We start from the raw sequence: 12,351 nt of genomic DNA on the forward strand, positions 1-12,351 counted from the left end.
GCCTGGCACGATCATGATCATGACCACGGTCGAGGTGGTGCAGCGCAAGGTCCTCCGCGTGCTCGTGGCCGGCCAGGTGCTGGGCGCGGCGGGCGTGACCACCGGCCTGGCGGTCTCCACCCTGATCGCGGCGGCGCTGTCCGGCTCGGACGCGGTGGGCGGGCTCGCGCAGACCGGCGCGGTGCTCGGGGCGGCGCTGTTCGCGCTGCCCACGGCACGGCTCGCCGCCCGCCGGGGACGCCGCCCGGCGCTGGTGCTGGGCTACGGGGCGGGCGCGGCCGGCGCGGCGGTCGCGGCGTGTGCCGTGGTGCTCGGCTCGTGGCAGGTGCTGCTGGCCGCGCTGGTCCTGTTCGGGGCCGCGAGCAGCGCGAACCTCGCCGCCCGCTACGCCGGGACGGACCTGGCGCACCCGCAGCGGCGGGCCCGTTCGCTGGCGGTCGTGGTGTGGTCGGCGACGATCGGCGCGGTCGCCGGGCCGAACCTGGCGGACCCGGCCGGTCGGATCGCCGCGCGGCTCGGCCTGCCGGTCGGCGCGGGTCCGTACCTGATGGCGGCGGTGCTGTTCGGGCTGGCCGCGCTGACTGTGCTGCGCTTCCTGCGCCCGGACCCGTTGACGGTCGTGCAGTCGGCCGCCCCGGTGGCGCCCGCGCATTGCGCCGGGGGAGTGGGTGACACGCGTGGCTCCGGCGCGGTGTGGCGCGCGCTGCCCGCCGGCGGGAAGCTCGCGTTGGGCGGCATCACGTTGTGCCACACGGCGATGGTGGGGCTCATGTCGATGACCCCGGTGCACATGGACCACGCCGGGGCGTCGCTGCGGGTCGTGGGTGTGGTGATCAGCCTGCACGTGGCCGCGATGTACGCGGCCAGCCCGTTGTTCGGGTGGATGGCGGACCGGTTGGGCCGGGTGCCCGTGCTGGCCATCGGCTCGGCGCTGGTGGTGGCCGCGTCCGGCATCGCGGGTATGGCCCCCTCGCACGACGCGCCGCAGCTCGCGGCGGGTCTGGCGCTGCTGGGTCTCGGCTGGTCGGCGGGCCTGGTGGCGGGGTCCGCGCTGCTCACCGAGTCGGTCGCGACGGCGGACCGGCCGGCCGCGCAGGGCCTGTCGGACCTGTGCATGAACATCGGCGGTGCGGCGGGCGGTGTCGCGGCGGGCGTAGTGGTGACCGTGTGGTCCTACGCCGCGCTGGGGCTGCTCGTCGGGTTCACGGCGTTGCCGCTGCTCGTGGCGTGCCTGTTCATGTCGTTGCAGCGGGTGCGCTGATCAGCGCTTGCGGTGGTGGTACCACCAGGCGCGGATGCCGACCACGAGAGCGGCGACCAGGCCGGCGATGATCGCGACCTGGCCGAGTGGCGACGACAGGCCCGTTGGGTCATCCATGGTTCGAGGTTAGCGCCGCTGCGGCGAGTTCGCGGACACGGCTTGTCTCGCCCGCAGTGCGCCAGACGAGGCCCCAGACGATCTCCGGTGCGTCCCGCAGCGGCAGGAACGTGACTCTCGGACGCGAGAAGTAGCCGATCGCGTGCGCGCCCAACGGGCACACGCCTTCGCCGTTCGCGATCACGGTCATGAGCTCTTGGAACGTCGTAAGGGTGCGTCCGCGCTCGATGGGACGACCCGAAGGCGTCGTGTCACGCCAGTAGGCGGCGCGGAAGACCGTGTCGCGCGCCAGGTCCTCCATCGTCACGTGGCCCTGCCTGGTGAACGGGTGTGTGTCGGCCACGGCCAGCACCATCGGTTCGCGCAACACCGCCGGACCGGCCGTCAGGTCGGGCTCGTCCACCGGGAACAGCGTCACCAGCACGTCCACCTCGTCCTCCCTGAGCAGCGCGAACGGGTCCACGAAGGCGGCTTCGCGGACGCGCACCTCGCTATCGGGGTGACGGCTCCGGTAACGGTCCAGGACGTCCGTGATGAGGTCGGCGACGGCCGGGGCGGCGAACCCGATCCGGAGCAGTCCGGTGCCTCTGCCCGCGGCGATGGCGCGTTCGACGCCTTCCACGATGCGCTGGTAGGCGGGGGCGATGTCGTCCCGGAGCCGTCGGCCGATCGGGGTGAGGGCGACGCGGCGGCTGGTGCGTTCGAACAGGGGCGCGCCGATGCGGCGTTCCAGCTGCCTGACGGTCTGGCTGACGCGCGCCTGCGACACGTGCAGGCGCTCGGCGGTGCGGCTGAAGTGCAACTCCTCGGCCAAGGCCAGGAAGATCTCGATGTCCCGCCGTTCCATAACGCACAGGTTATCGTTCGATACGATCTCCGTCGTTGTTGGGCGCGCTGATCCGAGCGATCGTCTTACTCATGGGAAACACACTGCTCGTGCGGGCCGACAAGGCCGAGAAGCTCACCGCCGACCCCGCCGCCGTCGTCACCCTGCTCGCCGACCTGGACGGGCTGACCGGCAACCGCTCCACCTTCCTCGACGGCGCGAACGGCGCCCCGCCGCACTTCCACACCCGTGCGTCGGAGCTGTTCTTCGTGCTCGACGGGACGCTCCAGGTGCTGCTCGACCAGGACGTGATCACGCTGGAACGCGGCGACTTCCTCGTGGTGCCGCCCCGCGTGCCGCACGCGTTCGGCGCGTTGAAGGGCGCGGACGCCGACGTCCTGTTCGTCTTCACGCCCGGCATGGGCCGGTTCGACTACTACCGCCTGCTGGACCGCGTGCAGCGCGGCCTGGCCGACCCGGCGGAGATCGGCGCGTCGCAGGACCTCTACGACAACCACTACGTCGACAGCCCGGCCTGGAAAGCGGCGCGCTAGCCTGGTCGCGATGCGCAATACGGTGTTCCGCAAGCTGATGGCGAACGAGTTCGGCCAGGTCAGGGCGGAGATGGTGGCCAGGGACCACGTGATGTCCGCGCTCGGCGGGCGCACCCCGGACCAGGCGCTGGAGGACGGCGTGCCGGCCAAGGAGATCTGGCTGGCCGTCTGCGACGCGTTCGACGTGCCGGAACACCGGCGGTGAGCCGGCGTGTCGACCCGGTGGTCGAACACCTGTTCGGCTATAGTCCCCGACACGACCGGGTGACGAAACCCCGCAGGTGACCCGATCCCCGCCGAGAAATGTCGTACCCCGCCCGTAACGTCGGCCCCGACATCGCTCAGCGACCCAGAAGACAAACCGAGGTGGACTCCAGATGGCACAGGCACCCGACCGGGACAAGGCCCTCGAACTGGCCCTGGCCCAGATCGACAAGCAGTTCGGCAAGGGCTCGGTCATGCGGCTCGGCGAGGAAGGCCGCGCCCCGATCGAGGTGATCCCCACCGGCGCGATCGCGCTCGACGTCGCGCTCGGCATCGGCGGCCTGCCGCGCGGCCGCGTGGTGGAGATCTACGGCCCGGAGTCGTCCGGTAAGACCACGGTGGCGCTGCACTCGGTGGCCAACGCGCAGCGCAACGGCGGCATCGCGGCGTTCATCGACGCCGAGCACGCGCTGGACCCGGACTACGCGAAGAAGCTGGGCGTCGACACCGACGCGCTGCTGGTGTCCCAGCCGGACACCGGCGAGCAGGCGCTGGAGATCGCGGACATGCTGGTCCGCTCCGGCGCGCTGGACATCCTGGTGATCGACTCGGTGGCCGCGCTGGTGCCCCGGGCCGAGATCGAGGGCGAGATGGGCGACAACCACGTGGGCCTCCAGGCGCGGCTGATGAGCCAGGCGCTGCGGAAGATCACCGGTGCGCTGAGCACGTCCAACACCACCGCGATCTTCATCAACCAGCTGCGCGAGAAGATCGGCGTGATGTTCGGCTCGCCGGAGACCACGACGGGTGGCAAGGCGCTGAAGTTCTACGCGTCGGTGCGCTTGGACGTGCGCCGGATCGAGACGCTGAAGGACGGCGGCGAGCCGGTCGGCAACCGGACCAGGGTCAAGGTCGTGAAGAACAAGGTCGCCCCGCCGTTCAAGCAGGCGGAGTTCGACATCCTCTACGGCCACGGCATCAGCCGGGAGGGCTCGCTCATCGACATGGGCGTGGACCAGGCCATCCTGCGCAAGTCGGGCGCCTGGTACACCTACGAGGGCGACCAGCTGGGCCAGGGCAAGGAGAACGCGCGCAAGTTCCTGCGCGAGAACCCCGACGTGGCCAACGAGATCGAGAAGCGGATCAAGGACAAGCTCGGCATCGGTGCGACGCTCGACGCCGACGACACGGCACCCGCGCCGGTCGACTTCTAGCAGTGGCGGGGCAAGGCGGCCGTGGTCGCGGGACACCCCGCGACCCTTCGGCCGACCCGTTCGAGTCCGTGGACCGGGATGCCGCCGCTTCGGCGGAAGTGGATCGGGAACGGCCCGCTTCGAGGGAGGCGGACCGGGAACGGGCGGCCACTCCGGAACAGGTGGCGGCTTCGGAACAGGCCTCGGCGGACGAGGACCCGTTCGAGGCCTGGGGCCGGCTCAGGAGTGCTTCCGGCGAGGCCGTCCGGGTCGTCTCGGAGGGCAGCCGCGCCGGTGCCTCGGCGGACGACGATCCGTTCGAGACCCTGGGCCGTCGCAGGAACGCCTCCGGTGAAGCCGTGCCGGTCGCGCCGACAAGCCGGGCCACCGAGACCGCTCCGGCCGATTTCACGCCAGTCGAGACGACACCGGACGAGATCACACCGGACGAGACCGCTTCGGATGAGACCGCTTCGGGTGAGATCGCTGTGGGCGGGCGCGTTTCGGATGGAATCGCTTCGGGTGGAATTGCTTCTGGCGAGAGCGCCCCGATCGAGAGCGCTCCGGGTGCGGGTACTCCGGCTGACAGCGAGTCCGGGAGTGATCTCGCCGACGGCGGGTCCGGGAGCGATCTGTTCGGCGAACTCGGCCACCTCCGGGGTGCTTCCGGTGAAGCGGTTCCGGTGGCCGGTGCGCGTGGTGGTGCGCCGGTGGCGGCGGATCCGTTCGCGGCTGAGGGGCGTCGTGGGCGGGCCGGTGCGGAGGGCGGTGCCCGCCGGGGCAGGTCCGGTGGTCGACGGCGGGGTTCTGCCCGGACTGCCGACCGTGCCGGGTGCACCGACACCGACGCCGATCAGCACACCGACACCGATATCGACACCGAGACTGCCAAGCCGGTCGACCCCGCGAAGGAGCAGCGCAAGGCGGCCGACATCTGCTACGCCCTGCTCACCGCGCGTGCCCGGACCCGCGTCGAGCTCAAGGACGCCTTGTTGCGCAAGGGCATCCGCGAGGAGACGGCCGAACTGGTGCTGGGCAAGTTCGACCGGGCCGGGCTGATCGACGACGTCGCGTTCGCCGAGGTCTGGGTCCGGTCCAGGCACACGTACCAGGGGCTCGGGCGGCGGGCGTTGGCGATGGAGCTGCGGCGCAAGGGTGTCGCGGACGAGGTGGTGGCCGAGGCCGTCGCCGCGGTGGACGACGAGGCCGAGCAGGAGCGGGCGCGGGAGCTGGTGCGCAAGAAGCTCCGGACGATGTCCGGGCTGGAGGACCAGGTGAAGATCCGTCGGCTGGTGGGGGCGTTGGCGCGCAAGGGCTACGCCGAAGGCATGGCCTACCGGGTGGTGCGGGAAGAGTTGCGCAACGCGGAGATCGAGTCGCCGCTGGACGACTACCTGCCGGACTAGACCGGAAAGGCCCCGCGTATCGCCCGGGCCTGTCCCAGGTCGGCCTTGCCCACCGCCGCCCGGAGCTGTCTTGGACCGGTCCTGCCTAACGCTGCTCGGAGCTGTCTCGGGCCGGTCCTGCCTAACGCCCGTCTGGGTCGATCCTCGCCTGGTCGTGGCTGCTGAGTCGCCAGAACTGGCGCTTGCGGTCCTCGCGCACCACCACGCCGAGCCGGGCCAGTTCGGTGCGCAGTTGGTTCGCGTCCTCGGTGTCGTTCTTCTTCAACGCCTTGGCCCGAGCCCGCAGCAACGCGTTCCCACCGGGTGGCAGGCCGGGCATGTCGTCGACCCACCGCCGGTACTCGCCGCGGTACGGGTCTTCGGTCAGCCACGGGTAGCCGTGCCGCTGGAAGGCGTCCGCCAGGTCGGTGCCGCGCAGGTCCGAGGTCTCCCGCGCCAGTTCCTCGGTGCCCAGGCCGAGCACCACCAGTTTCTTGCCCTCCAGGAACACCCCGGACACCTGCGTGCGGTCCAGCATGCGTTCGGTGCCGCCGCGGTTGAGGATGACCGACTCGTCGGCGATCTCGACCGAAAGCCGTTCTGCCGCAGCCATGAACGCCACCACGAACCCGACCAGCAGGCCCAAGCCGATGGCACCGAACGTCGCCTGCGGCTCCGGGATGGACGCCACCAGTTCGAACGGCCCGTGCAGTGGCGCGAACGGCAGCGACACCACCCAGTCCGCGCCGGCCTGCACACCCCACAGCACGGCCGCGCCCAACACCGGGAGACCGGCCCACACCAGCGCCACCTGCCGGCCCGGCTCGGTGACGACGGTGGTTCGTCGCGCGTTCATCCCCAACACCCTCCCCAAGTGCGACGGTCAACCTATCGCACCAGGACGGCGCCCGAACCGCCCGGAAGCACAGCGCGGGCGGTCCGAGCGGTCCGGGGACTGAGCGTCAGAGCGCGGAGGCAGCCCTGGCCAGTGCCTCGATCCGGTCGAAGTCGCCTGCCGCCAGCGCGTCCTTCGGCGTCAGCCAGGACCCGCCGACGCAGCCCACGTTCGGCAGCGCCAGGTAGCGCGGCGCGGTCTGCACCGAGATGCCGCCGGTCGGGCAGAAGCGCAGGCCGGGCAGCGGGCCGCCGACCGACTTCAGGAAGTCCACGCCGCCCGCCGCCTCGGCCGGGAAGAACTTCAGCGCCGTCAGCCCGCGCTCGGCCAGGCGCATCGCCTCGGACACCGTCGCCGCCCCCGGCAGGAACGGCAGCCCGGTGTCCTCCACCGCGTTCAGCACCCGATCCGTCGAACCGGGCGTGACCAGGAACGCCGCCCCGGCCTTGGCCGCCTGCTCGGCGTGTTCCGGCGCGGTCACCGTGCCCGCCCCGAGCACGATGTCTGGCACCTCGGCGGCGATCCGCTCGATCGCGGCCGTCGCGGCGGGCGTGCGCAAGGTCAGTTCGATGACGCGGATGCCCCCGCGCAGCAGCGCCCGCGCCAGCGGCACGGCCTGATCGGCGTCGTCCAGCACGACGACCGGGATGACGGGGGACAGCTCCAGCAGATCCGCGCTGGTGGTCACCGGGTTACCTCCTGGTTCGCGCGGCCCGCGAAGTGCGAGGCCGCGATGGGTCCGAACACGCTCGCGCCCCGGTCGGCGGGACCGACCGAGCGGCGCAGGGCGGCGAACAGTTCGCGTCCCGTACCGGTCCACGCCTGCGCGTCCGGCGGGAAGTCCACCAGGTCGCGGGAGGCGAGTTCGGCCGGGTCGACCAACGCCTCCAGCGTGCCGGTCTCGGCGTCGAGCCGCAGCACGTCCCCGTCGCGCACGCGGGCCAGCGGACCGCCGACGGCGGCTTCCGGGGTGAGCTGGATGGCGGCCGGGATCTTGCCCGACGCACCCGACATCCGGCCGTCGGTGACCAGCGCGACCCGGAACCCCCGGTCCATCAGCACGCCCAGCGCGGGCGTCAGCTTGTGCAGTTCGGGCATGCCGTTGGCCTGCGGGCCCTGCTGCCGCACCACGACTACGACGTCCCGCTCCAGTTCGCCCGCCTGGAACGCGGCGCTGAACGCCTCCTGCGAGGTGAACACCCGCGCGGGCGCCTGCACCACCCGGTGCTCGGGCTTGACCGCGGACACCTTGATCACCGCGCGGCCCAGGTTGCCGGACAGCATGCGGAGCCCGCCGTCGGCGGCGAACGGGTCCGACGCCGGCCGCAGCACGTCCGTGTCCAGCGAGCGGCCCGGACCGTCCCGCCAGGTCAGCACGCCTTCCACGAGCGTCGGCTCCTGCCGGTAGCGGTCCAGCCCGTCACCGGCGACGGTGCGCACGTCGGCGTGCAGCAGCCCCGCGTCGAGCAGCGTGCCGATCAGGAACTGCACGCCACCGGCAGCCTGGAAGTGGTTGATGTCCGCTCCGCCGTTGGGGTAGACGCGGGCCAGCAGCGGCACCACCGACGACAGGTCGGCGAAGTCGTCCCAGCTCAGCTCGATGCCCGCAGCCGACGCGACGGCCACCAGGTGCATGCTGTGGTTGGTCGAGCCGCCGGTCGCGAGCAGCGCGATCACGCCGTTGACCACGGACTTCTCGTCCACCACGTGCCCGATCGGGGTGTACTCGTCGCCACGGCTGATCGCCACCGCCCGGCGCGCGGCCTCCTCGGTCAGCGCGCGCCGCAGCGCGGTGCCCGGCGGGACGAAGCTCGCGCCCGGCAGGTGCAGGCCCATCACCTCCACCACGAGCTGGTTGGAGTTGGCCGTGCCGTAGAACGTGCAGGTGCCGGGGCTGTGGTACGAGGCGGCCTCGGCCTCCAGCAGGTTCTCCCGGGACGCCTTGCCCTCGGCGAACAGCTGCCGCACGCGGGCCTTCTCCGAGTTCGGCAGCCCCGAGTGCATGGGGCCGGCGGGCACCAGGATCGCGGGCAGGTGGCCGAACGACAGCGCGCCGATCAGCAGGCCCGGCACGATCTTGTCGCACACGCCGAGCAGCAGCGTCGAGTCGAACATGTCGTGGGACAGCGCGATGCCGGTGGCCATGGCGATGACGTCCCGGCTGAACAGGGACAGCTCCATGCCCGCACGGCCCTGCGTGATGCCGTCGCACATCGCGGGCACACCGCCGGCGAACTGGGCGACGCCACCCGCCGCGCGCGCCGCGTCCTTGATCCACGCCGGGTACTCGTGCATCGGCTGGTGGGCGGACAGCATGTCGTTGTAGGCGGACACGATCGCCACGTTCGGGCGACGGAGCGCGCGCAGCGCTTCCTTGTCGCCGCCGGTCATCCCCGCGAAACCGTGCGCGAGGTTGCTGCACGCGAGGTCGCGGCGGACCGGGCCCTCGGCGTGCGCTTCGGCGAGTTGTTCCAGGTAGTGGGACCGGCGGGCGGCGCTGCGGGCGGCGATGCGAGCCGTCACTCCGGCGACGACGGGATGCACGCTCATGGTTCGCTGTCTCCGGTGGTGATCACGGGCCGTGGTGGGCCCGGTGGGACGACAGCGCTGGCGTCGCACGTACGGACGTGACAGCACCCACACTATGTCACGACGCATGATCGCCACAAAAACGATTCAGACACTGAGACGCGACGCGAAGACCTGTGGTGCTTGTCACAAGCGCTCCGAACAGGCAGAGTCGGCACACGGACCCCCAAGGGAGGTGCTGCCATGACGTCCTCGGAGATCGTGGAGCTGCGTCGAACGCTCGGCCAGCTTCGGCACTGCGTAGGTTCCCTGCGCTCGCGCTACGGCGACGTCGCCGCCGTGCAGCGGCTGGCGAACGACGTCGAGCGGATGGACATCGACGCGACCGAGCTGCTCGACCTGGACAGCACACCACGGCAGCGCGAGGCGCCCAGAGTCGAACGCGAGGTCGTCGTCGTCCCGGACACGCCCTACGACCCGAAGCTCTGGCACGACGCCGACGACGAAGGTCTCGGCGGCTACCGCCACACGTGAACGACCGCAGGCCGGCCCCCGCGACTCGACGCGGGGGCCGGTTTCGGTTTTCCCGCGCGGTTCGACCGCTCCCGCCACAACGACTCCCCGACCGACTCCCGAACGCCCCACCACAACGACTCCCCGACCGGCCGCCACAACGATTTCCCGACCGTTCCCACCACAACGAAGTGGAACCGAGGTGAGGTATGAGGGCGCAGATCGCCCAGCGCACGTTGCGCACGGACCGCTGGTGGCTACCGCCGCTGGTCACGTTCGCGGGTCTGCTGCTGATCTCGATCTACGCGGCGGTGCGCACCTTCATGGGCGATTACTACTGGGTGGACGAGTACCGCTACCTGACGCCCATGTACTCGCCCTGCCTGAGCGAGGAATGCCTCCCGGCGGCGGCGCACTTCGGCCGTCCGCTGCCCGAACTGCCGGGGTTCCTCACCCCGCCGGTGGTCATCATCCCGTTCCTGCTCGGCTTCCGGGTGACCTGCTACTACTACCGCAAGGCGTACTACCGGGCAGCGTGGCTGTCCCCGCCCGCGTGCGCGGTCGCCGAACCGCACGCCAAGTACACCGGTGAGACCCGCTTCCCGCTGATCGCGCAGAACCTGCACCGCTACTTCTTCTACGCGGCCTCGATCCTGTTGCTGATCAACATCTACGACGCCGCCTACGCGTTCAGCACCGGCGTCGGGCTGGGCAACATCGTGCTGCTGGTGAACGTGGCGCTGCTGGGCGCGTACACGCTGTCCTGCCACTCCTGCCGGCACATCGCGGGCGGGCGGTTGAAGCACTTCTCCAAGCACCCGGTGCGGTACTGGATGTGGACGCGGATCTCCAAGCTGAACGCCCGCCACATGCAGCTGGCCTGGGCGTCGCTGATCTTCGTCTGCGTCACCGACCTCTACGTCGCGCTGGTCGCCTCCGGGACGATCACCGACCTCCGGATCATCAACTGAGGAGCTGGACTTGCCCGAGGTGGAACGGCATTCGTTCGACGTGCTGGTGATCGGCGCGGGTGGCGCCGGCCTGCGTGCGGCGATCGAGGCCAGGGAGCACGGGATGCGCACGGCGGTGCTGTGCAAGTCGTTGTTCGGCAAGGCGCACACGGTGATGGCCGAGGGCGGGATCGCCGCGGCCATGGGCAACGTCAACGCGGGCGACAACTGGCAGGTGCACTTCCGGGACACCATGCGCGGCGGGAAGTTCCTGAACAACTGGCGGATGGCCGAGCTGCACGCCCGCGAGGCCCCGGACCGGGTGTGGGAGCTGGAGACCTACGGCGCGCTGTTCGACCGGACCAAGGACGGGCGGATCAGCCAGCGCAACTTCGGCGGCCACGAGTACCCGCGCCTGGCGCACGTCGGCGACCGCACCGGGCTGGAGCTGATCCGGTCGTTGCAGCAGAAGGTCGTTTCGCTGCAACAGGAGGACTTCGCGGACACCGGTGACTACGAGTCGCGGCTGAAGGTGTTCCAGGAGTTCACCGTCACGGACCTGGTGCAGGGCGAGGGCGGCGCGGGAGGGAAACCGGGCAAGGTCGCCGGCGCGTTCGGCTACTGGCGCGAGTCCGGGCGGTTCGTGCTGTTCGAGGCCCCGGCGGTGGTGCTGGCGACCGGCGGCATCGGCAAGTCGTTCAAGGTGACGTCGAACTCGTGGGAGTACACCGGGGACGGCCACGCGCTGGCGATGCGCGCCGGGGCGTCGCTGATCAACATGGAGTTCATCCAGTTCCACCCGACCGGCATGGTGTGGCCGCCGTCGGTGAAGGGGATCCTGGTCACCGAGTCGGTCCGCGGCGACGGCGGGGTGCTGCGCAACTCCGAGGGCAAGCGGTTCATGTTCGACTACATCCCCGAGGTGTTCAAGGACAAGTACGCGGACAGCGAGGACGAGGCCGACCGCTGGTACGCCGACCCGGACAACAACCGCCGCCCACCCGAGCTGCTGCCGCGCGACGAGGTGGCGCGGGCGATCAACTCGGAGGTCAAGGCGGGGCGCGGTTCGGAGCACGGCGGCGTGTTCCTGGACGTGTCGACCCGGCTGCCGGCGGAGGAGATCAAGCGCCGGCTGCCGTCGATGCACCACCAGTTCAAGGAGCTGGCGGACGTCGACATCACCGCGCAGCCCATGGAGGTCGGGCCGACCTGCCACTACGTGATGGGCGGTGTGCAGGTCGACCCGGACACCGGGGCGTCGTCGGTGCCGGGCCTGTTCGCGGCCGGCGAGGTGTCCGGCGGCATGCACGGCTCGAACCGCCTGGGCGGCAACTCGTTGTCCGACCTGCTGGTGTTCGGGCGCCGCGCGGGTGAGGGCGCCGCGGTGTACGTGACGAGCCTCTCCGAACGGCCGGCGTGCTCGGACGAGGCCGTGGTGGAAGCGGAACGCGTCGCGCTGGCACCGTTCTCGGGCACCGGCGGCGAGAACCCCTACACGCTGCACATGGAGTTGCAGCAGGCGATGAACGACCTGGTCGGCATCATCCGCCGGGCGGACGAGATGGACCAGGCGCTGAAGCGGCTGGACGACCTGAAGCGCCGCGCGCGGTCGTTGACCGTGGAAGGGCACCGCCAGTTCAACCCCGGCTGGCACTTGGCGCTGGACCTGCGGAACATGCTGCTGGTCAGCGAGTGCGTGGCCCGCGCGGCGCTGCTGCGCACCGAGTCGCGCGGCGGCCACACCCGCGACGACTACCCGCGGATGGAGGCCGACTGGCGGCGGAAGCTGTTGGTGTGCAGGGCCTCCGGTGACGGCGTGACGGTGGCGGAGGAGGCGCAGGTCCCGATCCGCGCGGACCTGCTGGAGCTGTTCGAGTTCACCGAGTTGCAGAAGTACCTGACCGCCGAAGAGCTGGAGGGCTGA

12 protein-coding genes are annotated in these 12,351 nt (G+C 71.1%); 8 read left to right on the plus strand and 4 right to left on the minus strand.

Translation table 11 applies throughout. The features are described from left to right. The first annotated feature begins 19 nt into the window (after positions 1-19). On the plus strand, positions 20-1,261 hold the full coding sequence (locus FHS29_RS32160; protein WP_246441084.1) for an MFS transporter: 1,242 nt from the start codon (positions 20-22) through the stop codon (positions 1,259-1,261). 109 nt (positions 1,262-1,370) lie between these two features. On the opposite strand, the gene FHS29_RS32165 is transcribed toward FHS29_RS32160, so the two are convergent. Further along, positions 1,371-2,225, minus strand: coding sequence for a LysR family transcriptional regulator (locus FHS29_RS32165; protein ID WP_184697438.1), 855 nt, complete (start codon positions 2,223-2,225; stop codon positions 1,371-1,373). Between the two features lie 71 nt (positions 2,226-2,296). Between FHS29_RS32165 and FHS29_RS32170 the strand changes: the two genes are divergently transcribed. The 4 genes from FHS29_RS32170 (at position 2,297) to FHS29_RS32185 (ending at position 5,561) form a co-directional block, all read left to right on the plus strand. Continuing rightward, positions 2,297-2,758, plus strand: a complete 462-nt coding sequence (locus FHS29_RS32170) for a cupin domain-containing protein (RefSeq protein ID WP_184697441.1) — start codon at positions 2,297-2,299, stop codon at positions 2,756-2,758. 10 nt (positions 2,759-2,768) lie between these two features. After that, complete coding sequence (locus FHS29_RS32175) at positions 2,769-2,963, plus strand: DUF3046 domain-containing protein (RefSeq protein ID WP_184697444.1); 195 nt, start codon at positions 2,769-2,771, stop codon at positions 2,961-2,963. A gap of 172 nt (positions 2,964-3,135) precedes the next feature. Then, positions 3,136-4,176 (plus strand): recombinase RecA, encoded by a 1,041-nt coding sequence (gene recA, locus FHS29_RS32180; RefSeq protein WP_184697447.1) that lies wholly within the window; start codon positions 3,136-3,138, stop codon positions 4,174-4,176. 851 nt (positions 4,177-5,027) lie between these two features. Continuing rightward, positions 5,028-5,561 carry a regulatory protein RecX gene (locus tag FHS29_RS32185; protein ID WP_184697820.1) on the plus strand — a complete coding sequence of 178 codons (534 nt, stop codon included), beginning with the start codon at positions 5,028-5,030 and terminating at the stop codon, positions 5,559-5,561. A 121-nt stretch (positions 5,562-5,682) separates the two neighbouring features. Here FHS29_RS32185 and FHS29_RS32190 read toward each other — a convergent pair whose 3' ends face one another. The 3 genes from FHS29_RS32190 to edd all read right to left on the minus strand — a co-directional run bounded on the left by FHS29_RS32190 (position 5,683) and on the right by edd (position 8,985). After that, positions 5,683-6,396, minus strand: coding sequence for a YqeB family protein (locus tag FHS29_RS32190; RefSeq protein ID WP_184697450.1), 714 nt, complete (start codon positions 6,394-6,396; stop codon positions 5,683-5,685). Between the two features lie 106 nt (positions 6,397-6,502). Then, positions 6,503-7,123: a bifunctional 4-hydroxy-2-oxoglutarate aldolase/2-dehydro-3-deoxy-phosphogluconate aldolase gene (gene eda / locus FHS29_RS32195; protein ID WP_184697453.1), complete on the minus strand. Its 621-nt coding sequence runs from the start codon at positions 7,121-7,123 to the stop codon at positions 6,503-6,505. Continuing rightward, on the minus strand, positions 7,120-8,985 hold the full coding sequence (edd, locus tag FHS29_RS32200; protein ID WP_184697455.1) for a phosphogluconate dehydratase: 1,866 nt from the start codon (positions 8,983-8,985) through the stop codon (positions 7,120-7,122). Before edd ends, eda begins: the two co-directional genes overlap by 4 nt. A gap of 222 nt (positions 8,986-9,207) precedes the next feature. On the opposite strand from edd, the gene FHS29_RS32205 reads away from it, so the two are divergent. From FHS29_RS32205 to FHS29_RS32215, 3 genes are all read left to right on the plus strand, one after another. Continuing rightward, the gene (locus FHS29_RS32205) at positions 9,208-9,498 is read left to right on the plus strand and encodes an Rv0250c family protein (protein WP_184697458.1); all 291 of its coding nucleotides are present in this window, start codon (positions 9,208-9,210) and stop codon (positions 9,496-9,498) included. Between the two features lie 188 nt (positions 9,499-9,686). Further along, entirely contained in the window at positions 9,687-10,448 is a 762-nt protein-coding gene (sdhC, locus tag FHS29_RS32210; protein ID WP_184697461.1) for a succinate dehydrogenase subunit SdhC, read from the plus strand. Positions 10,449-10,458: 10 nt separating this feature from the next. Continuing rightward, entirely contained in the window at positions 10,459-12,351 is a 1,893-nt protein-coding gene (locus FHS29_RS32215; protein ID WP_184697464.1) for a fumarate reductase/succinate dehydrogenase flavoprotein subunit, read from the plus strand.

This window comes from Saccharothrix tamanrassetensis, assembly GCF_014203665.1.
Lineage (GTDB): Bacteria > Actinomycetota > Actinomycetes > Mycobacteriales > Pseudonocardiaceae > Actinosynnema > Actinosynnema tamanrassetense.

Bases quoted from the DNA above. Each gene is read 5' to 3' on its own strand.
- FHS29_RS32165 (WP_184697438.1), bottom strand. From the start codon at position 2,225: ATGGAACGGCGGGACATCGAGATCTTCCTGGCCTTGGCCGAGGAGTTG.
- FHS29_RS32160 (WP_246441084.1), top strand. From the start codon at position 20: ATGACCACGGTCGAGGTGGTGCAGCGCAAGGTCCTCCGCGTGCTCGTG.
- FHS29_RS32170 (WP_184697441.1), top strand. From the start codon at position 2,297: ATGGGAAACACACTGCTCGTGCGGGCCGACAAGGCCGAGAAGCTCACC.
- FHS29_RS32190 (WP_184697450.1), bottom strand. From the start codon at position 6,396: ATGAACGCGCGACGAACCACCGTCGTCACCGAGCCGGGCCGGCAGGTG.
- recA (WP_184697447.1), top strand. From the start codon at position 3,136: ATGGCACAGGCACCCGACCGGGACAAGGCCCTCGAACTGGCCCTGGCC.
- sdhC (WP_184697461.1), top strand. From the start codon at position 9,687: ATGAGGGCGCAGATCGCCCAGCGCACGTTGCGCACGGACCGCTGGTGG.
- FHS29_RS32205 (WP_184697458.1), top strand. From the start codon at position 9,208: ATGACGTCCTCGGAGATCGTGGAGCTGCGTCGAACGCTCGGCCAGCTT.
- FHS29_RS32175 (WP_184697444.1), top strand. From the start codon at position 2,769: ATGCGCAATACGGTGTTCCGCAAGCTGATGGCGAACGAGTTCGGCCAG.
- edd (WP_184697455.1), bottom strand. From the start codon at position 8,985: ATGAGCGTGCATCCCGTCGTCGCCGGAGTGACGGCTCGCATCGCCGCC.